Origin of the sequence: Hydrocarboniphaga effusa AP103, assembly GCF_000271305.1 — a bacterium.
Classification (GTDB): Bacteria; Pseudomonadota; Gammaproteobacteria; order Nevskiales; family Nevskiaceae; genus Hydrocarboniphaga; species Hydrocarboniphaga effusa.
This window is the reverse complement of record NZ_AKGD01000002.1, coordinates 739,611-759,030: the sequence shown is the minus strand read 5'-3', so window position 1 is coordinate 759,030 and position 19,420 is coordinate 739,611. Positions and strand designations below refer to the sequence as shown.

The 19,420-nt window shown below is 63.5% G+C and carries 20 protein-coding genes and 1 tRNA gene; 8 read left to right on the top strand and 13 right to left on the bottom strand.

Going from position 1 to position 19,420, the window contains the following annotated elements; all coding sequences use genetic code 11:
- Window positions 1-5 precede the first annotated feature (5 nt).
- The 10 genes from thiL to nadA all read right to left on the bottom strand — a co-directional run bounded on the left by thiL (window position 6) and on the right by nadA (window position 8,304).
- On the bottom strand, window positions 6-950 hold the full coding sequence (thiL, locus tag WQQ_RS14710; protein ID WP_007186004.1) for a thiamine-phosphate kinase: 945 nt from the start codon (window positions 948-950) through the stop codon (window positions 6-8).
- Window positions 951-1,047: 97 nt separating this feature from the next.
- A tRNA-Leu gene (locus WQQ_RS14705) sits at window positions 1,048-1,132 on the bottom strand.
- Between the two features lie 29 nt (window positions 1,133-1,161).
- Window positions 1,162-1,602 (bottom strand): transcription antitermination factor NusB, encoded by a 441-nt coding sequence (gene nusB / locus WQQ_RS14700; RefSeq protein WP_007186003.1) that lies wholly within the window; start codon window positions 1,600-1,602, stop codon window positions 1,162-1,164.
- Entirely contained in the window at window positions 1,599-2,096 is a 498-nt protein-coding gene (gene ribH, locus WQQ_RS14695; RefSeq protein ID WP_007186002.1) for a 6,7-dimethyl-8-ribityllumazine synthase, read from the bottom strand. The genes nusB and ribH overlap by 4 nt, the downstream gene beginning before the upstream one ends.
- A complete protein-coding gene (gene ribBA / locus WQQ_RS14690) occupies window positions 2,096-3,256 on the bottom strand; it encodes a bifunctional 3,4-dihydroxy-2-butanone-4-phosphate synthase/GTP cyclohydrolase II (protein ID WP_007186001.1) in 1,161 nt (386 codons plus the stop codon). The genes ribH and ribBA overlap by 1 nt, the downstream gene beginning before the upstream one ends.
- 3 nt (window positions 3,257-3,259) lie before the next feature.
- Entirely contained in the window at window positions 3,260-3,868 is a 609-nt protein-coding gene (locus WQQ_RS14685; RefSeq protein ID WP_007186000.1) for a riboflavin synthase, read from the bottom strand.
- Window positions 3,869-3,872: 4 nt separating this feature from the next.
- Window positions 3,873-5,081 carry a bifunctional diaminohydroxyphosphoribosylaminopyrimidine deaminase/5-amino-6-(5-phosphoribosylamino)uracil reductase RibD gene (gene ribD / locus WQQ_RS14680; protein WP_007185999.1) on the bottom strand — a complete coding sequence of 403 codons (1,209 nt, stop codon included), beginning with the start codon at window positions 5,079-5,081 and terminating at the stop codon, window positions 3,873-3,875.
- Window positions 5,082-5,135: 54 nt separating this feature from the next.
- Window positions 5,136-5,663 carry a transcriptional regulator NrdR gene (gene nrdR, locus WQQ_RS14675; RefSeq protein ID WP_040454185.1) on the bottom strand — a complete coding sequence of 176 codons (528 nt, stop codon included), beginning with the start codon at window positions 5,661-5,663 and terminating at the stop codon, window positions 5,136-5,138.
- A gap of 113 nt (window positions 5,664-5,776) precedes the next feature.
- Entirely contained in the window at window positions 5,777-7,051 is a 1,275-nt protein-coding gene (gene glyA / locus WQQ_RS14670; protein WP_007185997.1) for a serine hydroxymethyltransferase, read from the bottom strand.
- A gap of 155 nt (window positions 7,052-7,206) precedes the next feature.
- Entirely contained in the window at window positions 7,207-8,304 is a 1,098-nt protein-coding gene (gene nadA / locus WQQ_RS14665) for a quinolinate synthase NadA (RefSeq protein WP_007185996.1), read from the bottom strand.
- Window positions 8,305-8,569: 265 nt separating this feature from the next.
- Here nadA and ahpC point away from each other — a divergent pair, with 265 nt between their 5' ends.
- The 4 genes from ahpC to WQQ_RS14645 all read left to right on the top strand — a co-directional run bounded on the left by ahpC (window position 8,570) and on the right by WQQ_RS14645 (window position 12,358).
- Complete coding sequence (ahpC, locus tag WQQ_RS14660) at window positions 8,570-9,133, top strand: alkyl hydroperoxide reductase subunit C (RefSeq protein ID WP_007185995.1); 564 nt, start codon at window positions 8,570-8,572, stop codon at window positions 9,131-9,133.
- 203 nt (window positions 9,134-9,336) lie between these two features.
- Complete coding sequence (gene ahpF, locus WQQ_RS14655; protein WP_007185994.1) at window positions 9,337-10,908, top strand: alkyl hydroperoxide reductase subunit F; 1,572 nt, start codon at window positions 9,337-9,339, stop codon at window positions 10,906-10,908.
- A 103-nt stretch (window positions 10,909-11,011) separates the two neighbouring features.
- Window positions 11,012-11,215: a DUF3565 domain-containing protein gene (locus WQQ_RS14650; protein WP_007185993.1), complete on the top strand. Its 204-nt coding sequence runs from the start codon at window positions 11,012-11,014 to the stop codon at window positions 11,213-11,215.
- Window positions 11,216-11,866: 651 nt separating this feature from the next.
- Entirely contained in the window at window positions 11,867-12,358 is a 492-nt protein-coding gene (locus WQQ_RS14645) for a hypothetical protein (RefSeq protein ID WP_157534700.1), read from the top strand.
- Window positions 12,359-12,382: 24 nt separating this feature from the next.
- On the opposite strand, the gene WQQ_RS14640 is transcribed toward WQQ_RS14645, so the two are convergent.
- On the bottom strand, window positions 12,383-12,613 hold the full coding sequence (locus WQQ_RS14640; protein ID WP_040454184.1) for a MoaD/ThiS family protein: 231 nt from the start codon (window positions 12,611-12,613) through the stop codon (window positions 12,383-12,385).
- Window positions 12,614-12,617: 4 nt separating this feature from the next.
- The gene (locus tag WQQ_RS23800) at window positions 12,618-12,776 is read right to left on the bottom strand and encodes a DUF3309 family protein (protein ID WP_007185990.1); all 159 of its coding nucleotides are present in this window, start codon (window positions 12,774-12,776) and stop codon (window positions 12,618-12,620) included.
- A gap of 519 nt (window positions 12,777-13,295) precedes the next feature.
- Between WQQ_RS23800 and WQQ_RS23795 the strand changes: the two genes are divergently transcribed.
- Together WQQ_RS23795 and WQQ_RS14630 are read left to right on the top strand one after the other, a co-directional pair.
- Window positions 13,296-13,541: a hypothetical protein gene (locus tag WQQ_RS23795; protein WP_192812980.1), complete on the top strand. Its 246-nt coding sequence runs from the start codon at window positions 13,296-13,298 to the stop codon at window positions 13,539-13,541.
- A gap of 44 nt (window positions 13,542-13,585) precedes the next feature.
- A protein-coding gene (locus tag WQQ_RS14630; protein WP_157534484.1) for an IS3 family transposase occupies window positions 13,586-14,706 on the top strand; the annotation gives its coding sequence in 2 pieces (ribosomal slippage) (window positions 13,586-13,844 and window positions 13,844-14,706; 1,122 coding nt in all).
- Between the two features lie 341 nt (window positions 14,707-15,047).
- Here the strand turns inward: WQQ_RS14630 and WQQ_RS14625 are convergent.
- On the bottom strand, window positions 15,048-15,281 hold the full coding sequence (locus tag WQQ_RS14625) for a DUF2188 domain-containing protein (RefSeq protein WP_007185989.1): 234 nt from the start codon (window positions 15,279-15,281) through the stop codon (window positions 15,048-15,050).
- A gap of 998 nt (window positions 15,282-16,279) precedes the next feature.
- Between WQQ_RS14625 and WQQ_RS23130 the strand changes: the two genes are divergently transcribed.
- Window positions 16,280-18,367: an AAA family ATPase gene (locus WQQ_RS23130; RefSeq protein WP_050997700.1), complete on the top strand. Its 2,088-nt coding sequence runs from the start codon at window positions 16,280-16,282 to the stop codon at window positions 18,365-18,367.
- Window positions 18,368-18,517: 150 nt separating this feature from the next.
- Complete coding sequence (locus tag WQQ_RS24380; protein ID WP_157534699.1) at window positions 18,518-19,333, top strand: hypothetical protein; 816 nt, start codon at window positions 18,518-18,520, stop codon at window positions 19,331-19,333.
- The last annotated feature ends 87 nt before the right edge of the window (window positions 19,334-19,420 follow it).

The window sequence follows — 19,420 nt, the reverse complement described above, 5'->3', positions numbered from 1 at the left end:
GCGTTTCATGGAAAGTGACGATAGCCGGTCGATGTGAACGCCTGCGATCGGCCCTCCGCGTCGACCAGGCGCAGGCCGGGTTCAGCCTCGATGCGTCCGATGCGGGTCAGCGCGAGCCGTCCGGCCGCTTCGATGTGTTGCGGCGGCACGCAGACGCAGAGCTCGTAGTCGTCGCCGCCGGTCAGTTGCAACTCGTCGCGCAGCGCATCGGGAACCAGGTCGGCGAAGGCGTCCGACATCGGCAGCGCCTGCGCATCCAGGCTCGCGCCGACGCCACTGGCCGCGAGGATGTGGCCAAGATCGCCGGCCAGGCCGTCGGACAGATCGATCGCCGCGCTCGCGATTCCGCGCAAGGCGAGCCCGAGCGCAAGCCGCGGCGTCGGCCGGTCGAGGCGCTGGCGCAGCTGCTTTTCGCGCGCGGTGCGCGCAGCCGATCCGCCCTGCCAATGACGCAGCGCGAGCGCCGCGTCACCGAGCGTCCCGCTGACGAAGATCGCATCGCCGGGCCGCGCGCCGGAGCGGCGCAGCGCCTGTCCGGCCGGCACCGTGCCGAGCGCGGTGATCGTCAGTGTCAGCGGACCACGCGTGGTGTCGCCGCCGACCAGCGCGACGCCAGTTGCCTGCGCGAGCTCGCGCAGGCCGCGGGTGAATTCGACGAGCCATTGTTCGTCGACCTCGGGAAGACTCAGCGCGAGCGTGAACCAGCGCGCCTGCGCGCCCATCGCGGCGAGATCGGACAGGTTCACCGCGAGCGCTTTCCAGCCGATGTCGGCCGGCGCGGTCTCGGCCGGAAAATGCCGGCCCGCGATCAGCATGTCGCTGGTGACGACGAGCTCTTCGCCGGGCGGAATGGCCAGCAGCGCGGCGTCGTCGCCGATGCCCAACGACACGTCCTCGCGCGGCGGCGAGAGCGTGGCGAAGTGGCGGCGGATGAGGGTGAATTCGTCCATGGGCATCGCGATCTTCTACTCCCCTCTCCCGCGTGCGGGAGAGGGGCCGGGGGTGAGGGAGCGAGGTCGGATACGAGCGCTGAGTTCAGCCACCGCGTGGTGCCGTCGGCGAGACTCGAACTCGCACAGCTTTCGCCACTACCCCCTCAAGATAGCGTGTCTACCAATTCCACCACGACGGCTCTCCCGCAAGCGGGAGAGGGCAAAAATCTCAAGCCCCGATCTCCCGCCCGCGCGCGTCGCGCGCGAGCTTGTCGAGCACGCCGTTGACGAACTTGTAGCCCTCTTCGGCGCCGAACACCTTGGCCAGGTTGACCGACTCGTTGACCACGACCTTCCATGGCACTTCGATCTTGTGCGTGAGCTCGTAGGCGCCGAGCAGCAGCACCGCGTGCTCGACCGGATCGAGCTGCGACAGCGGGCGATCGATGTGCGGCACGATCGCCATCGTCAGTTCCGGCGCCTGGTCGACCACGCCCTTGAGCAGCTCGGTGAAGTAGTCGCCATCGGCGCGGCCCAGCCCTTCGGGCTGTTCGCGGAACTGCTTGAGCAGCGCGTCGGGCTGCGTCTCGTTGACGAGCCACTGGTACAAGGCCTGCACGGTCAGCCGGCGCGCGAGTCCGCGGCGGCTCTGAGGCAACTGGTCGGTCAAGACACGCTCCTGATCAGGCGGATCATGTCGAGTACCGCCGCCGCGGCTTCATAACCTTTGTTCGTCTTGCCCGGCCCGGCGCGATCGTGCGCCTGCTGCGAGGTGTTGACCGTCAGCACGCCGAAACCCACCGGCTTGCCGTGCTTGAGCTGCACGTCCATCAGGCCGCGCGAGCATTCGCCGGCGACGAAATCGAAATGCGGCGTATCGCCGCGAATGACCGCACCGAGCACGACCACCCCATCGTAGCCGCCGGCCAGGATGCGCTCGGCCGCGAGCGGCAATTCATACGCGCCGGGCGCACGGAATTCGCGAATGCGTTCGGGCGCCACGCCCCAATCCTGCAGGCATTCGTAGGCGCCTTTGACCAGCGCGTCGACGATGTCGAGGTTCCACTGCGTGGCCAGAATGCCGATGCGCAGGCTCGAGGCATCCAGCCCTTGCGGGCGTTCGGCGCTGTAGCCGGTCTTGCCGGGAATTTGCGAAGTGCTCATCAGTCGCAGGCCACGTATTCGACCACTTCGAGGCCGAAGCCGGCGATGCCCTGCATGCGCTTGGGCGCCGACAGCACGCGCATCTTGCGCACGCCGACGTCCGACAGGATCTGCGCGCCGATGCCGTAGGTGCGCAGCACCTGCGGATCGTGCGGGCCGTGCTCGATATCCGGGATCGCGTTCTTGTGCAGGCCGACGATCTGCTGCACGAGTTCGCGCGGCGATTCGGGGCGGCGCAGCAGCACCAGCACGCCCTGCCCTTCGTCGGCGATGCGCTTGAGCGCGCGCTTGAGCGGCCAGGCGAAATGCTCGTGCTCGATGCCGAGCACGTCGGCCAGCGTGTTGCGGATGTGCACGCGAACGAGCGTCGGCGTCTGCGGCTTGATGTGGCCCTTCACCATCGCCAGGTGAACGGTGTTGTCGACCGTGTCCTGGAAGGTGACGAGACGAAAATCGCCGAACTCGGTCTTCACCGTGGTTTCAGCGACGCGCTCGACGGTGTGCTCGTTGTCGAGGCGATAGCGGATCAGGTCCGCGATCGTGCCGATCTTGAGGTCGTGCTCGCGCGCGAACACTTCGAGGTCCGGGCGGCGCGCCATGCTGCCGTCCTCATTGAGGATCTCGCAGATCACCGCGGCCGGTTCCAGGCCGGCCAGACGCGCGAGATCGCAACCGGCTTCGGTGTGGCCCGCGCGCGCGAGCACGCCGCCGGGCTGCGCGGTCAGCGGAAAGATGTGGCCGGGCTGCACGAGGTCTTCGGGCTTGGCGTCGCGCTTGACCGCGGTGCGGATCGTGTGCGCGCGGTCGTAGGCCGAGATGCCCGTGGTCACGCCCTGCGCGGCTTCGATCGAGACCGTGAACGCGGTGGAAAACTGCGCCCCGTTGTCGGTGACCATCGGCGGCAGGCGCAGCTGCTTGCAGCGCTGGTCCGACAGCGTCAGGCAGATCAGGCCGCGCGCGAAGCGGGCCATGAAGTTGATGTCCTCGGGCCGCACTTTTTCGGCGGCCATGACGATGTCGCCCTCGTTCTCGCGATCTTCGTCATCCATCAGCACGACCATCTTGCCGGCCTTGAAGTCGGCGATGATCTCTTCGATGGAATGCAGCCCGCGCTCGCGGATCGGTTCGTTCGCAGGGGGATTTTTAACGGCGGTGCTCATGACTTACTTCTCCTCGCCCGCACGGAAGGACAGCAGGCGTTCCAGATAACGTGCAACCAGATCCACTTCGAGGTTCACCGTGTCGCCGGCGGCCAGTGCGCCGAGCGTGGTGTGGGTCAGGGTTTGCGGAATGATGTTAACTCCAAAGCGGCAGCCCTCGACCTCGTTCACGGTCAGGCTGACCCCGTTGATGGTGATCGAGCCCTTGCGCGCGATGTAGCGTGCGATGCTCGCAGGCGCTTCGAGCGTCATGCGCCAGGAGCGAGCGTCCTCGTGCCGTTCGACCAGGTGGCCGACGCCGTCGACGTGCCCCGAGACCATATGGCCGCCGAGCGGCTTGTTCGCAGTGAGCGCCTTCTCGAGGTTGATGCCCTGCCCCTGTGTCCAGCCGCCGGCCGTGGTCGCGTTGAGCGTTTCGGCCGACAGGTCGGCGTCGAAGCCCTGCTCGTACAACTTCACCGCGGTCAGGCAGACGCCGTTGCAGGCGATGCTGTCGCCGAGCCCGATGCCGGCCAGATAGCCGTCGGACGATTCGAAACGCATGCGGCGATCGCCCCCGATGCGCTCGATCGCGCTGATGCGGCCCACGGATTCGACGATGCCGGTGAACATGGTTTCAGCCCTCTTCGGGTACTGCGGTGATCTTGAGATCGGGTCCGATCTGCCGGACGTCGGTGTAGCGCAGGCGCAGGCGCTGATCGAGCCTTGCCAGGCCCGGCAACGCGGCGAGCCCGCGGGCCTCGCTGCCGAGCAGCGAGGGCGCGAGGTAGACCAGCAGTTCGTCGACGAGCTTCGCCTGCAACAGCGCGCCCGCCAGACGCGGGCCGCATTCGACCAGCACTTCGTTGACGGCGGCGGTGCCGAGCGCGGCGAATGCGGCCGGCAGATCGACGCGGCCATCGGTATCCGCGGGAACGGTCAGTAGCTCGACGCCTTCGGGAGCCGTCGCCGAATCGCGCGTCGACACCCAGAAGCGACGGGCGCCGGAACTCCAGACTTTCGCATTCGCCGGCACACGCGCCGACGAATCGAGCACGATGCGATCGGGCTGGCGCAAAAAGATTGTCCCCTCTCCCGCCTGCGGGAGAGGGTCCCGGCGCAGCCGGGGGGAGAGGGTCGAGTCAGAATGAGCGCCCAACTTTTCGGGCTGCCCCTCTCCCGGCGCCTGCGGCGCCACCCTCTCCCGCGAGCGGGAGAGGGGAACAGCAGATGCGAACTCACGGACCGTCAGCTGCGGATCGTCCGCAAGCACGGTTTCCGAACTCGTCAGCACCGCGCCGGCTTCGGCGCGCAGGCGATGCACGTCCGCGCGCGCCTCGGACGAGGTGATCCACTGCGATTCGCCGCTCGCCGTCGCCGTGCGTCCGTCGAGGCTCGCACCGAGCTTGAGCGTGACGAATGGCCGGCCGCGCTCCATGCGCGAGACGAAGCCGCGATTGAGGTTCAAAGCCGCGGCCTGCATGACGCCGGTTTCGACGACGATGCCGGCCGCGCGCAGGCGATCGAGCCCACGCCCCGAAACCAGCGGATTCGGATCCCGCATCGCCACGATCACACGCCGGACTCCGGCGGTGATCACCGCATCGGCGCACGGCGGCGTGCGGCCATGATGCGAGCAGGGTTCGAGCGTGACGTAGAGATCGGCACCGCGGGCGCGCTCGCCCGCTGCACGCAGCGCGAAGACTTCCGCATGCGCCTCGCCGGCACGTTGATGCCAACCCTCGCCGGCGATCTCACCATCAGGCGAAACCACCACCGCGCCGACGCGCGGATTCGGGAATGTGCTCAGCCGGCCGAGCGCTGCAAGCTGCAGGGCGCGGGCCATGTGAGCGGGATCGAGGGCGTTCAAATTGAAACTTCTGAGCGACGGCCGCGGGCGTCAGCTCTGGCGCTTGCGCGGCGTCTTGTCGGTGCTGTCGATCAGCGGCAGCTGCAGCTTGCGCTGCTCGGCCGTGGGCAACTTCTGCAGCGCTTCGATTTCTTCGCGGAAAGCGTTGACGTCCTGGAAGCTGCGGTAGATCGAGGCAAAACGCACGTAAGCCACGTGGTCGAGATCGCGCAGCTCTTCCATCACCCATTCGCCGACCTGCCGCGAAGGCACTTCGCGCTCACCGGTCGCGCGCATCTTGCGCATGATGCTTTCGACCGCGTGATCGACCATTTCGGGTGACACCGGGCGCTTGTAGATCGCGTGCTCGATGCCCTGGCGCAGCTTGTCCTCGCGGAACGGCTCGGGGTCGCCGCTGCGCTTGATGACGTTCGGCGTCGCCAGCTGCGCCTTTTCGAACGTCGTGAAGCGCCCGAAGCAGACCGGGCACTCGCGCCGCCGCCGCACCTGCGAGCCGTCCTCGGCAAGGCGCGAGTCGATGACTCGCGTGTCGGGGGCTTTGCAGAAGGGACATTGCATGGGCTTTTACGCCGGGAGACGGGAGACGAGAGACGAGAGACGGAAAGCAAAAGGCGCACGCCCTCCCGTCACGGCTGAACTGCCGTTACGTCTCCCGTCTCTCGTTTCCCGTCTCACGGCTTTGCGTAAACCGGAAACCGAGCACAAAGCGCCGACACTTCCTCGCGCACCTTGGCCGCTGCGGCTTCAATGTCGCCACCGACCGACAGCGTGTCGACCAGATCGGCGATCCAGTTCGCCACCTGCTGCATCTCCGCCTCCTTGAATCCGCGCGTCGTCGATGCCGGCGAACCCAGGCGCAGGCCACTCGTTACGAACGGGGATTTCGGATCGTTCGGCACCGAGTTCTTGTTGACCGTGATGTGCGCGCGGCCCAACAGCGCTTCGGCGTCCTTGCCGGTCACGTTCTTGGCGATCAGGTCGAGCAGGAACAGATGGTTGTCGGTGCCGCCGGACACCACCTTGTAGCCGCGTTCGAGCAGCACGCCGGCCATCGCGCGCGCATTGGCGACGACCTGCTTCTGGTAGGTCTTGAAGCTAGGGTCGAGCGCTTCCTTGAACGCGACGGCCTTGGCCGCGATCACGTGCATCAGCGGGCCACCCTGGATTCCCGGGAACACGGCCGACTGGAATTTCTTGTTGAAGTCTTCCGGCTGGCCCTTCGTGAGGATGATGCCGCCGCGCGGGCCGCGCAGGGTCTTGTGCGTGGTGGACGTGACGACGTGCGCGTACGGCAGCGGGCTCGGGTATTCGCCCGCGGCGACCAGGCCGGCGACATGCGCCATGTCGACCCAGAAATACGCGCCGACCTTGTCGGCGATCTCGCGCATGCGCTTCCAGTCCTTCACTCGCGAATACGCCGAGAAACCGCCGATCAGCATCTTCGGCTTGGTTTCGAGCGCGATGCGCTCCATCTCGTCGTAGTTGATCAGGCCGGTCTCGGTGTCGAGGCCATACGGCACGATCTTGTACTGCTTGCCCGAGAAGTTCGCCGGGTTGCCGTGCGTGAGATGGCCACCCTGGGCGAGGTTCATGCCCATGACGGTGTCGCCCGGGTTCACCAGCGCGAGGAAGATCGCGGCATTCGCCTGCGCGCCCGAGTGCGGCTGCACGTTGGCGTAGTCGCAATCGAAGACCTGCTTGAGGCGATCGATGGCGAGCTGTTCGGCGACGTCGACGTGCTCGCAGCCGCCGTAGTAGCGCTTGCCCGGATAGCCTTCGGCGTACTTGTTGGTGAGCTGCGAACCCTGGGCTTGCATCACCGCCGGCGAGGCATAGTTCTCCGAGGCGATCAGCTCGATGTGGTGTTCCTGACGCTGGGCCTCGGCACCGATGACGGCTGCGAGCTCAGGATCGTACTGGGTGAGGCTGGGGGCTTTGGTCCACATGGGTTCAAGCGATCTCGGGGCTAGGTGGTACTCCCCTCTCCCGCGTGAGCGGGAGAGGGGTTGGGGGTGAGGGAAGACCTTTTGCAAACGGCGCTCCCTCACCCGGCGCTACGCGCCACCCTCTCCCACTCGCGTGGGAGAGGGGAACAGCAAAATCAATCCACAACTTCCAGCATCAAATTCAGCGCCTTACGCGCCGGATCGGCCACGTCTTCGCGCACGCGGATGCGGTTGACGACGTTGCCGGAGACGATGTTGTCGAGCACCCAGGCCAGGTGCTGCGGGTCGGTGCGGAACATGGTCGAGCACATGCAGACGGTCGGGCTCATGAACTGCACGTTCACGCCGCGCGGCTTCATCTCGTCGGCCAGGCGATTGACGAGGTTCAGCTCGGTGCCGACCAGCCATTGCGTGCCGGGCTCGGAAGCCCGGACCGTGCGCAGGATGTATTCGGTGCTGCCGACGAAATCGCTCTTCTGGCAAACCTCGTAGGCGTTCTCGGGGTGGCTGATGACGAGCCCGTTCGGCGTGTTCTTGCGGAAGTTGTCGATGTGCGCCGGCTGAAACATCTGGTGGACCGAGCAGAAGCCCTTCCAGAGGATCATCCTGGCGTTCCTGATCTGCTCGTCGGTCAGGCCGCCGCGGGGCTTCATGAAATCCCAGGTGACCATCTGCTCGAGCGGAATGCCCATCTTGAGGCCGGTATTGCGTCCCAGGTGCTGGTCCGGGAAGAACAGGATCTTCTCGCGGCGCGCAAAGCTCCATTCGAGCACCGCACGCGCATTGGAGCTGGTGCAGACGATGCCGCCGTGGCTGCCGCAGAAGGCCTTCAGGTCGGCCGCCGAATTGATGTACGTGACCGGCGTGACGTGCTCGTCCGGGTCGAGCAGCTGGGAAATCTCCTCCCAGCACTTCTTGACCTTGACGAGGTTGGCCATGTCGGCCATCGAACAGCCCGCCGCAAGGTCCGGCAGGATCACGTTGCGCTGGCCAAAGGTCAGGATGTCGGCGACCTCGGCCATGAAGTGGACGCCGCAGAAGACGATGAACTCCGCGTCCGAGTCGGCCGCCAGCTGCGAGAGCTTGAGCGAATCGCCGGTGAAATCGGCGTGCTTGAACACCTCGTTGCGCTGGTAGTGATGACCCAGGATCGCGAGGCGCTTGCCGAGAATGGCCTTGGCGGCGGCGATGCGGGCATCGCATTCGCTGTCGTCCATCAGGCTGAACTGGTCGATTTTCAGTGCAGCGGACATCTCCGCACTCCCCGGGTTTGCGTGCCCGGTCTTGAGAAGGGGGCGCGATTTTAGCTTATGGGGCGGATGAACGGGCTCTTTTTTGACCGTTCGATGAAGGGTGCTTGTGATCGGCCCTTTTGCCCCCACGGGAATGAAGCGTGGCCGCCAGACGATAGCCCGACTCAATCGATCAGCGAAAAAATTACAACTTTCGCCAATGATCGACGGGCGTTAGGCTTGCTCCCGCAATGCACCAAACCACTCAACAGAGGACGTTACGAACATGTCGCTGATCAACACTCCAATCCCGTCTTTCAAGGCCCAGGCTTTCCACAACGGCAAGTTCGTCGAAGTGAGCAGCGAGAGCGTCAAGGGCAAGTGGTCGGTCTTCATCTTCATGCCGGCGGCTTTCACGTTTAACTGCCCGACCGAAGTCGAAGACGCCGCCGAGAACTACGCCGAATTCCAGAAGCTCGGCGCCGAGGTCTACATCGTCACCACCGACACCCACTTCTCGCACAAGGTCTGGCACGAAACCTCGCCGGCGGTCGGCAAGGCCAAGTTCCCGCTCGTCGGCGACCCGACGCACGTGCTGACGCGCGGCTTCGGCGTGCACATCGAAGAAGAAGGCCTGGCCCTGCGCGGCACCTTCGTCGTCAACCCGGACGGCGTGATCAAGACGCTCGAAATCCACAGCAACGAAATCGCCCGCGACGTGACGGAAACACTGCGCAAGCTCAAGGCCGCGCAGTACACCGCCGCCAACCCGGGCCAGGTCTGCCCGGCCAAGTGGAAGGAAGGCGCCAAGACCATCGCTCCGTCGCTCGATCTGGTCGGCAAGATCTAAGCCGGCTGCGGTTCCTCTCTCCCGCTCGCGGGAGAGAGTCCCTCGCGCAGCGAGGGGAGAGAGGGGCTTTGAGCAAAGTGCGTGCACTTTCCAAGCCTCCCCTCTCCCGGTCCTGCGGACCACCCTCTCCCGCAAGCGGGAGAGGGACTTTCAAAGATTCCCAAGACTCAACTTTCTGCATCAACCGAACAAAGAGGTCTCCCATGTTGGACGCCAATCTGAAGACCCAGCTGCAGGGTCACTTCGAAAAACTCACGGAAACGGTCGAGATCGTTGCCTCCGTCGATGGCGGCGACAAATCGCGCGAGATGCTGGAGCTTCTGCACGATCTGCAAGACCTCTCCCCCAAATTCAGGCTCAGCGAGAGCACGGACGATGCGCACCGCAAGCCGTCGTTCTCGCTGGGCCGCCCGGATGGCGCGATCGACATCCGCTTCTCGGGCATCCCGATGGGGCACGAGTTCACCTCGCTCGTGCTCGCGTTGCTGCAGGTCGGCGGCGTGGCGCCGAAGCTCGACCCCGAGCTGATCGAGCAGGTGAAGAACGTCGAGGGCGAATTCCGCTTCGAAACCTTCATCTCGCTGTCCTGCCACAACTGCCCGGAAGTCGTACAGGCGCTCAACGTGATGGCTCTGCTGAATCCGAACATCCACGTCGAAATGATCGACGGCGGCGTGTTCCAGGAAGAAGTGGAGAAGCGCGGCATCATGACCGTGCCGTGCACGCTGCTGAACGGCCAGGCTTTCGCGAGCGGCCGCATGGGCGTGGAAGACATCCTGGCCAAGATCGACACCGGCGCTTCGGCACGCGAAGCCGCCAAGCTCAACGAGCGCGAGCCCTACGACGTGCTGATCGTCGGCGGTGGCCCGGCCGGTGCTTCGGCTGCGATCTACGCGGCGCGCAAGGGCATTCGCACCGGCGTCGTCGCCGAGCGTTTCGGTGGCCAGGTGCAGGACACCATGGGTATCGAAAACTTCATCTCGGTGAAGGAAACCCAGGGTCCGAAGCTCGCGGCCGAACTCGAAGCGCACGTCGACAGCTACGGCGTCGACGTGATGAACCTGCAGCGCGCCAAGAGCCTCGTGCGCGGCGACGACATGATCGAGATCAAGCTCGAAAGCGGCGCGGCGCTCAGGGCCAAGTCGGTGGTCATCTCGACCGGCGCCCGCTGGCGCGAGATGAACGTGCCGGGCGAGAAGGAATATCGCAACAAGGGCGTGGCGTACTGCCCGCATTGCGATGGCCCGCTGTTCAAGGGCAAGCGCGTGGCCGTGATCGGCGGCGGTAATTCCGGAGTCGAAGCGGCGATCGACCTCGCGGGCCTCGTCGAGCACGTGACCTTGATCGAGTTCGACAGCCAGCTGCGGGCCGACGCGGTGCTGCAGCGCAAGCTGCACAGCCTGCCGAACGTCGGCGTGATCGTGAGCGCGCAGAGCACCGAGGTGACCGGCGACGGTTCCAAGGTCAACGGCCTGACTTACAAGGACCGCATCAGCAATGAGGTCAAGCACATCGAGCTCGAAGGTATCTTCGTGCAGATCGGCCTGGTGCCGAACACCGAGTGGCTCAAGGGCACGCTGGAGCTCAGCAATCGCGGCGAGATCGTGATCGACGCCAAGGGCCAGACCTCGATTCCGGGCGTGTTCGCGGCTGGCGACGTCACCACGGTGCCGTACAAGCAGATTGTGATCGCGATGGGCGAAGGCTCGAAGGCGGCGCTATCGGCCTTCGACTACCTGATCCGCCTGCCGGTGCCGGTCGCCAAGGCCGCTTGACCGGCCTGATCGGCTGCAAGCCGTTACCCGCGGTCGCCGGTCCACCCGGCGACCGCTTTTTTGTGCGCGCAATGGCACGGCGCAGCCCCGAACCCGGAACGGCATGAAGCGACGCATCGTGGGTTATCGGCAGGATGAAGAGCGGCATTGGGTCGCACTGCTCGAATGCGGCCACGGCCAGCATGTCCGCCACGATCCGCCATGGATCAACCGCCCGTGGGTGACGACGCAGGCCGGTCGCCTTTCCAAGCTCGGCGAATCTCTCGAATGCGTATTGTGCGAGCAGCAAGCGGCGCAGGCGCCATGACGGCAGAAACAGCGGGCAAAAAGAAGCCCCCGAGTAGGGGGCCAAAGTGCGAGAAGGGCGCGTGGCCCTTCTGGAGGAGACTGGTTATGAATCGGAGCCTGGAAGCAGCTCTAACGACTCATGTTGCGGTGCAGTATAGACAAACTTACTGAAAGGTAAATAGTCCAAAAGGCCTAGTTTTTTCAACACCAGGATTCGAAAGACAATTTTACGTTTGCCCTGGTTCACCGCAGCTGACACAATCCACCCAGCTGATTGCGGGCATAGGCATAACCGCTGAATCCCGCCTTAAAGAACTTCCGCTACGACGGAAGCAAGGTGCGGGGGGAGAACACGGGCCCGATGACAAACTGTCGTCGGGCCTTGGCGTTTCTGGCCTCACGCTTCCAGCGCCCTCTGCGTTCCGCCCACTTGGCGACGCACCGTCGTCGCCCTATACCCCGGCTCCCTAGAAACTGGGGGGTTCCGGCGAATCATCGATACGAGGTTCGGATGCGAGTTGTACCGATCGCTGTATGCCTGCTTCCTCTATTGCCCTGCTTGGTCCAGGCCCAGGATCCTTTCGGGGCCGGCTGCAAACCCGGACGATATGAGGCGGCCAAAGGCATCGGCCAGCGTACTGGGGCGCCCGAGTGCTACACCAGCCAGGAAATGATCCGCGCGCTACGTGACCGGCGCAGCTTTCCGGTGATTCTCGCCACACCTGCGGATTCGAAGGCCACGACGAGCATGTTCACGTTCAACCCGCAGTCGCACGAAGGCTACGAGCTGCTGCTGAACGCACCGGTGGTCGCATGCTCGCAGGCGCAGGCCAGTGGGCTTATCGATCAATGCCTCGATCCGTCCCTGCGCGATGCCTTCGGCGCCACCCAGGCCATAGTCGTGGACAGCTATGACCAGGCGCAGTTCATGGACATCGCCGCCAAGGGAGCACGCTCCTTCGGCAAAGAGTCCAACGTAATGTTCAGAGCACGATCGCAAAAGCGGGACCTTGCTTTCGTAGTCGCAAAGACTCACCACGGTGCCGCCGCCGGAACCGGCTTCCAGAGCATGCTCGAGGAACCGCAGGAGCACCTTTCATCGTACGAGTTCATCGATTACACAAACGATGGCAAGGCGCTGCTCGGCACCCTCACCCCCTGAGGTCGGACGTTCGGCGCACCTGACTCAGTCGCGCGACAAAACGAGTTCGCCACCTTCCCGAAGCAAGTAGCTCGCGCCCACGGGGCTCCCGGCGACGGAATACGTGCAGCTCGCAAGCGCTCCGGCAATTGCAGGATCGGCGGCCAGTTTCTGAACCGCGTCGGCGACCGTAGCCGGATTCGGCACCTCGATTGTTCGTTCGTCTTCGCCCGCCAGTCGGGCCATCGCGCCCAGGAACTGAATCCTGATGTTCATGGGCTTAGACCACCCCACCGAACAGCAGCACCGCCACGATGATGACGACAACCAGCAGGCCGCCCGAGGGGCCATACCCCCAGGCCCGGCTGTGCGGAAACACTGGCAGCACGCCGAGTAGAGCCAGAATCAGGATGATCAGCAGAATGGTTCCGAGCGTCATGACGAATCTCCTTCCGTGGAGACGTCAGCGTGCACCCGGTCGGCTGAACGATTCGCGTGTCAGCTGAGCCGCCGCCGCCCGCGTGCCTTCTCCCGAGTGGCCATCGCCCGCATTCCGAGCCTCGCGGTCGAAGAAAAAAAGCCCCGGAGGATGGGGCTAATGGAGGGATGTCCGCCGAAGAGTCCCTGGGGACTCGCGACGGCATTCCGAGTCTTTCCCTCTAGACCTCCGACGTAACCTGTAAGAAATTACAGTGATCGAGAGTTTGTCGATTCGATGCCACCGCCGAATCTTGCCAAGCGTCTCCACGCATAGCACTCCAGGTATCCCCCTTCGATCGTCTCGAAGAGGAGTCTGGCGCCTGCTCAGTTTTACGTGATCAGAGCGCCCTGTACCTGCTCAGTTTTGCGTGAGAATTCACAGCGATGGCGGCCGTGGCATTCCAACTCGCGCAGGTCCAGCAAATCAGATCCATGCAGTTCAGCGGGCGCCGATGGTGGCGCGGTCTCTGCAGGCGGCATGTACGAAGTCGCCGAGCCTGGAAATCCCGCGTTGCTGCGCTACGGGAACAAGACGCTACTGATGATGGGATCGCAATCGGGCGTCGTTGAGCCAGCAAGCTCGACAGCTCCTCCTGCCTCCGGCTCAGGCGCGGACGGGGTCGCGATCACGTTCAACGATCATGTCGGCGTCGCTGTGAACACACGCCGGCTCAGCGATGGCCAGATCATCCATGAGATCCGACGTCCCCCCGTAGTTGAGTAGCGGCCCGGTTTGGAATCCAATCCCTGACATCAAGGAGATTGGACGTGAAGAAGCGGTTCAGCGAAGAGCAGATCATCGGATTTCTGAAGGAAGCGGATGCCGGCGTGCCGATCAAGGAGCTGTGCCGGCGGCACGGGTTCTCGGACGCCAGCTACTACCTGTGGCGGAGCAAGTTCGGCGGCATGGACGTGTCGGATGCCAAACGGCTGAAGGCGCTGGAAGTCGAGAACGCGCGACTGAAGAAGATGCTGGCGGAGAGCCTTCTGGAAACGGAGGTGATCCGTGAGGTTCTGCGAAAAAAGTGATGACCGCACCGGCTCGACGCGAGGCGGTGTGGGAGATGAAATCGCTGGGACTGACAGAGCGACGTGCGCTGACGGCGATCGGCATGAGTGCCAGTTCGCTGCGCTACGTGCCAGCGCCGGACCGCAACGTCGATCTTCGGCGGAAGATCGTGGCGCTGGCGCAGAAATATCGGCGTTACGGCGCGGAGATGATCTACCTGAAGCTGCGGCAGGATGGCCTGCAGGTGAACCACAAGCGCGTGGATCGGCTGTACGCACTGGAGAAACTGCATGTGCGCCGGCGTCGCCGAAAGAAGGTACCGCCAGCGAACCGTCAGCCGCTGATCCGTCCCAGCGCGGCGAACGAGATCTGGTCGATCGATTTCATCTTCGACCGGATCGCATCGGGTCGCGCGCTCAAGTGTCTGGTCATCGTCGACGACGCGACGCACGAAGCGGTTGCCGTGATGGCTCAGCACAGCATCGGCGGCCACCAGCTCACGCGGATGCTCGACGAAGTTTGCGCGCGTCGCGGCAAGCCGTCGGTGATCCGCTCGGACAACGGCCGCGAACTGATCGGCAAGGCCATGCTGACCTGGGCACATCGAAACGGCGTCACGCTGCGACAGATCGAACCGGGCAAGCCCAATCAGAACGCCTACGTCGAATCTTTCAACGGACGCCTGCGCGATGAATGCCTCAACGAGCACTGGTTCGTCAGCCTCGCGCACGCGCAGGCGGTGATCAACGCCTGGGTCCGTGAGTACAACGAGGAGCGACCGAAGAAAGCGCTCGGCGGACTGACGCCCGCCAGCTATGCAAAGCAGTTGGCCGCAAAGGCCGTTACATTAACCTCGGATTCCAAAACCGCCTGCTACTGAACGCGGGGGGACGTCTCGGATCAACCAGCGCGTGCAGCAGGGCGTGAGTGCTGCCGTTTCCACCGTCGCAGCACAAGCTCGCGTCGCGCTCTGGCCCGATGTACAGCGGATTGCAGGCGGGCTCGGTAGTGCAGCGCCGCGCGCGGCCAGTAAAGGAGCGCGGCTCATGGTCCCTCCGCAGAAGACGCCGATATCGTGCTTGGCGGGTTCCTCTACGTCGACGACGACATTCCGGTCGGTTGATACCGCCGGCGATCTTACTTGTCCCGAGACGGGCTCGAACCGACACCCTGCACCCAAAGCAGGCGCGTTTCGCCCGTTTCTACCAGGCGAAAAAGTCATTAGCCCTTTGGCGGATACGGGTCATTGCCGTATGTCCACTCAGTGCGGAATTTACTGTCCGTTCCCTGCACCAAAACCTGAGCGTCGTGGCCGTTCTTCCCCGAGGTATGAGCCGTTTCTACTGCGACCTTGATCGCTGCCTTCTGCGTGTCGTAGGGGCCGTAATGCTTTCCATCGAATGAAATCTTCCATTGGCCCTGGTGATGCACGACGAAATATTGCGCTCTTGCCATATCCCCTCCTCATACAGGCAGTAAGCCTGCGACAAAGAGAACCTGGGGAGTGAGATAAATGGCGCAAGGGTTGCTGTTACCACGCTGTTACGAAAAAGCCCGGCACTTGGCCGGGCTTCGCAACTTCTTGATTCTATGGTGGTGGTACAGCTATCGAATTTTCCGTCTAAACGCGCATTTTTAAAGGCCTTAACTGAAAGTCGATTCATCAGTTGCCCCCAAAGTTGCCCCCACACGATTGTTGTCTGTCTTATACCGGCGTACGGACTCGGTGGGTATTTCGCGTTTGACTCTGCCCGTTACGCCTTTGTAATTTAAGTCTAGTGTTCGGGAGCGTACAAACGTACAGCTACGGACGCAGACGAATCCTAAGCCGAAGGTAGGTTATTTCCTCGGCACCTCTGCGGACCACGCCGCCGCAGTTGCTCCCTCGATACGGTGCCCCCGCGCGCCACAAGCATCGGCCACTGCCTAAAGCAGTCCCTCGCCTACAGCCTTAGCGAATCGTCGCTCAGGGCCGGGAGCGGCCGCCCGATCAGTTGGCCGGATGGATTTGTATTTTATGAACGCCGTTCCTTTTGATTCACTCCCCGATAGCGCTTGGGTTCAGCTTCAAATCGCTCGCGCCCTTGCCGGTTTAGGCCGGACTTCCACCTACACCGCATCCCGAGCAGGAGCCTTCCCTCCGATCAAAAAACTAGGTCGCACGAGAACTAGCGGAGTTCAAGTCGGAGAACTACGCCGCTGGCTTGCTGATCCATCTGCCTACCGCACGAAGGAAGCCGCCTGATGGCGATCAGCTCAACGCGCTTGGCTCGCATTGCACGCCCGGAGCGCTGCGGAAACTGCAAATGGTTTAAGGCATCGTCAAAGCTCCTGGATCAAGCCGGGGACTGTAGAGCCCGCGCACCGAATCCCGCGGATAAGCACTCGTACGCATTCCCCCAAGTCGGTCCGCTGGATTGGTGCGGTGCGTTCAAGCAGAGAACAGCGCGCGCATGATGGATACCGCAATGCTTGACGGCCTTGAAGCGATGTTCGCCACTCGCGCCGCCCACAGAGAAGCGGGCCTGTTGCCCGCAGCGAATCACGAGGCCGCACTAAAACACCCCGCTGCCACGGGCGCGGCCATGTCAGTGCTCGACTATGGATTGCACGTCTTCCCTCTGCGGGCCGGAGAAAAGCTACCGCTCTTGAAAGCATGGCCCGAGCGTGCGTCACGCAGTCTCATCGAACTCTCTGACTGGATCGAAGAGAACCCCGCTTGCAACTTCGGCATTGCAACGGGCAAGCAACTTCGCTACGGCGGGTTCCTCACGGTCATCGACATCGACAAGCCAAAGCGCGCTGGCGCTCCCGACGGCTATGAGTCACTACGTCAACTCGAAAGAGCACACGGCAAGCTACCCGCGACTCATAGCGTGCGCTCAGCCGGTGGTGGGCTTCACCTGTATTTCTCAACGCCCTCACCTGTCGCGAACAGCGCGGGCAAGCTCGCGCCCGGTATCGACGTGCGCGGGCTCGGGGGCTACGTTGTCGCACCCGGCTCCGTTGTTGCCTCGGGGATGTATCGCGCAGTCCCGCACACTGCCGCCCCCGACGATGTGGGGCTTACCGAAATCGAAGAGTTGCCGGCCGCATGGGTCGAACTGCTCACGAAGAAGGAGCAGCGCGACCGAACGCAGAACTGCGAAACAGAGGCGGCACCCGGTATCGATGTCGTCATGGCGCGCAATCGCTATCGAGCGATGTGCGAAGCCGCGTCGCCAGCGGTTGAAGGCGAATACGGCAGCGCGGCAACGCTTGCCCTCGCTCGTCGCGGGCGCGACATCGGTCTTGGATCGGCTGACGTTTCAGAACTCATGGTCGCCTCTGGTTGGAATGCTCGCTGCATTCCGCCATGGGATGAAGACGCCCTCAGCGAGGCGGTAGACCGCGCGTTTCGCTCGGCAACAGGTGAGCATGGCGCGGAAGCCGCAGAGCGGCTATTCACGCCCGTGGCTGTGCCGCCGGATCAGATAGCTGCGACACTCTCAGGGAACGGCCGGCGCAAGCTGACGCCGATCCCGCTGCGCGACATCAAGCTAGAAGAAGGAAGCACCCGCCCGCTCATCAAAGGATTACTGGAAGCCTCCGCATTATCGGTGCTGTACGGCGAATCCAATAGCGGCAAAACGTTCTTCGCCGTTGACATGGCGATGCACGTTGCACTCAATCGGGCGTGGCGGAACAAGCGTGTGAACGGCGGGCCGGTGGTCTACGTCGCCGCGGAAGGTGGTAGCGGCATCCGTCGAAGACTCCTGGCGTTCCGGCAGTATCACGCGCTCGATAGCGCAGACGTACCGTTCTATCTCCTGGCATCGAGCGTCGACCTTTTCAGCGTGGGCGCCGACTGCTCGCCGTTGATCGAAATGTTGCAGGCCATCGCGCAAGACACCGGACCGGTTTCTCTTACCGTCGTCGACACATTGGCACGAGCGATGGCCGGCGGCGATGAGAATAGCGCACAGGACATGGGCACCTTCATCGGGAATCTCGACGCTATCCGAGCGGCAACCGGCTCGCATCTTCTGGTCGTTCACCATTCCGGCAAAGACAGAGCGAAGGGCGCGCGAGGGCACAGCAGTCTGCGCGCCGCGATCGATACCGAGATCGAAATCGCCGACTACAGTGCCCGAGTGGTGAAGCAGCGCGACGGAGCGCGCGACGAGGCTATGGCCTTTCGGTTACAGCCGGTAGCGATCGGAATCGACGAAGACGGCGACGCCATCACTTCATGCATCGTGCTGCCCGCGGCGGCCCCTACTTCTCCGCAGCGCCCATTAAAAGTCGGCTCTGCCGCGTCTCGCGGACTTCTGCTGTTGCAACGCCTTCTGGGCGAACAGGAGGCGATCGAAGACGGTGGGCGAAAGGTCGTCCCGCCTGCAGTGTGGCGCGATGCCTGGCGAACAGAGAGCACCATCGGTCGGACAAAAAGCGATGTCGGACACGAGTCGGCAGACCGAGCATTCCAGCGCCTTCGGACATCGCTTTTGTCCGACGGCTACACGTTCGAAACCCAATTGGGATGCGGGCTTAAAGAGTAGCCCGACAAGTCGGACAAGTACCGACAGACACACCCGCCACTCCCGACAGACACGACAGCAGCCTATAGGGCTGTCTGTCTTGTCCGGTGGTGCGCGTCCTGAGTTTCACCCGCTGCACCCATCGCTGTTAAACCAAGGAGATTCACCAACATGGCTCTATTTAAAAAATCCGCTGCCGACCGCGCTGCAGAGCTGCAGAAGTTGCGCGCCGACATCGCCGCTGAAACCGAACGTCTCGCCCCACTTGAAGCCGAGCGAAAAGCCGCCCTTCTGGATGGCGACGACAAAACGCTGAACGAGCTGGAAGCAAAGATCACCGTCGCACAGAACACGATCGCGCGTATGCGAGAGCGTGAGCCGATCTTGGAAGCTGCACGCGAGCAGGCAGCTGTGGACGAAGCGGAGATAGCGAAACAGGCCGAGATCGCGCAGGCCGAGTTGGTTCGGCAGGCTGCGGAAGCGCACATGAAGAAGTACCCGCAGCTAGCGCAGGAAATCGCTCAAATCCTCTCAGAGGTCGCGGCAGCTGAGGCATACATCCAAAGAGTCAATAAGAAGCATGAAGCCCGCGTGGCCGCTCCGGGACAAAGCTTTCGTTATGACGCGGGCGACCACCACGAAGAGACGGTAGCCCGCTGGTATTGGCCGGACGGCAATCCCGCTAGCAAAGAGCTGCAGAGCAGCGAAGGTCGCGCCCCGGACAAACCCAAGGCGCGACAGGTGATCTACGGATTTGGTCGCGATGCAGAAATTCGAACCGACGAGCCGCAGCTCAAAACCCGCACTGTTCGGGTGACGGACAGAGATTCACGGCGCCTTGATCCACTTGGATCTCTCGTTTCGCTGCCCCGATTCGCAATCGATGAGTCCGACCTTTGGAACGCGGACATCTATGCGGCTAAGCGCCGAGACGATGCCGCCGTTATCGACGCCCTGCTATCCGGCAAGAAGGCTAAGGCCGCCTGACCATGGAACGATTCAACGCAATCACACTGCACGCCGAAGCTGAGGGCCGCGAAGAACTCGCGTCCTTCCTGGCCCGCGAGACCGCCT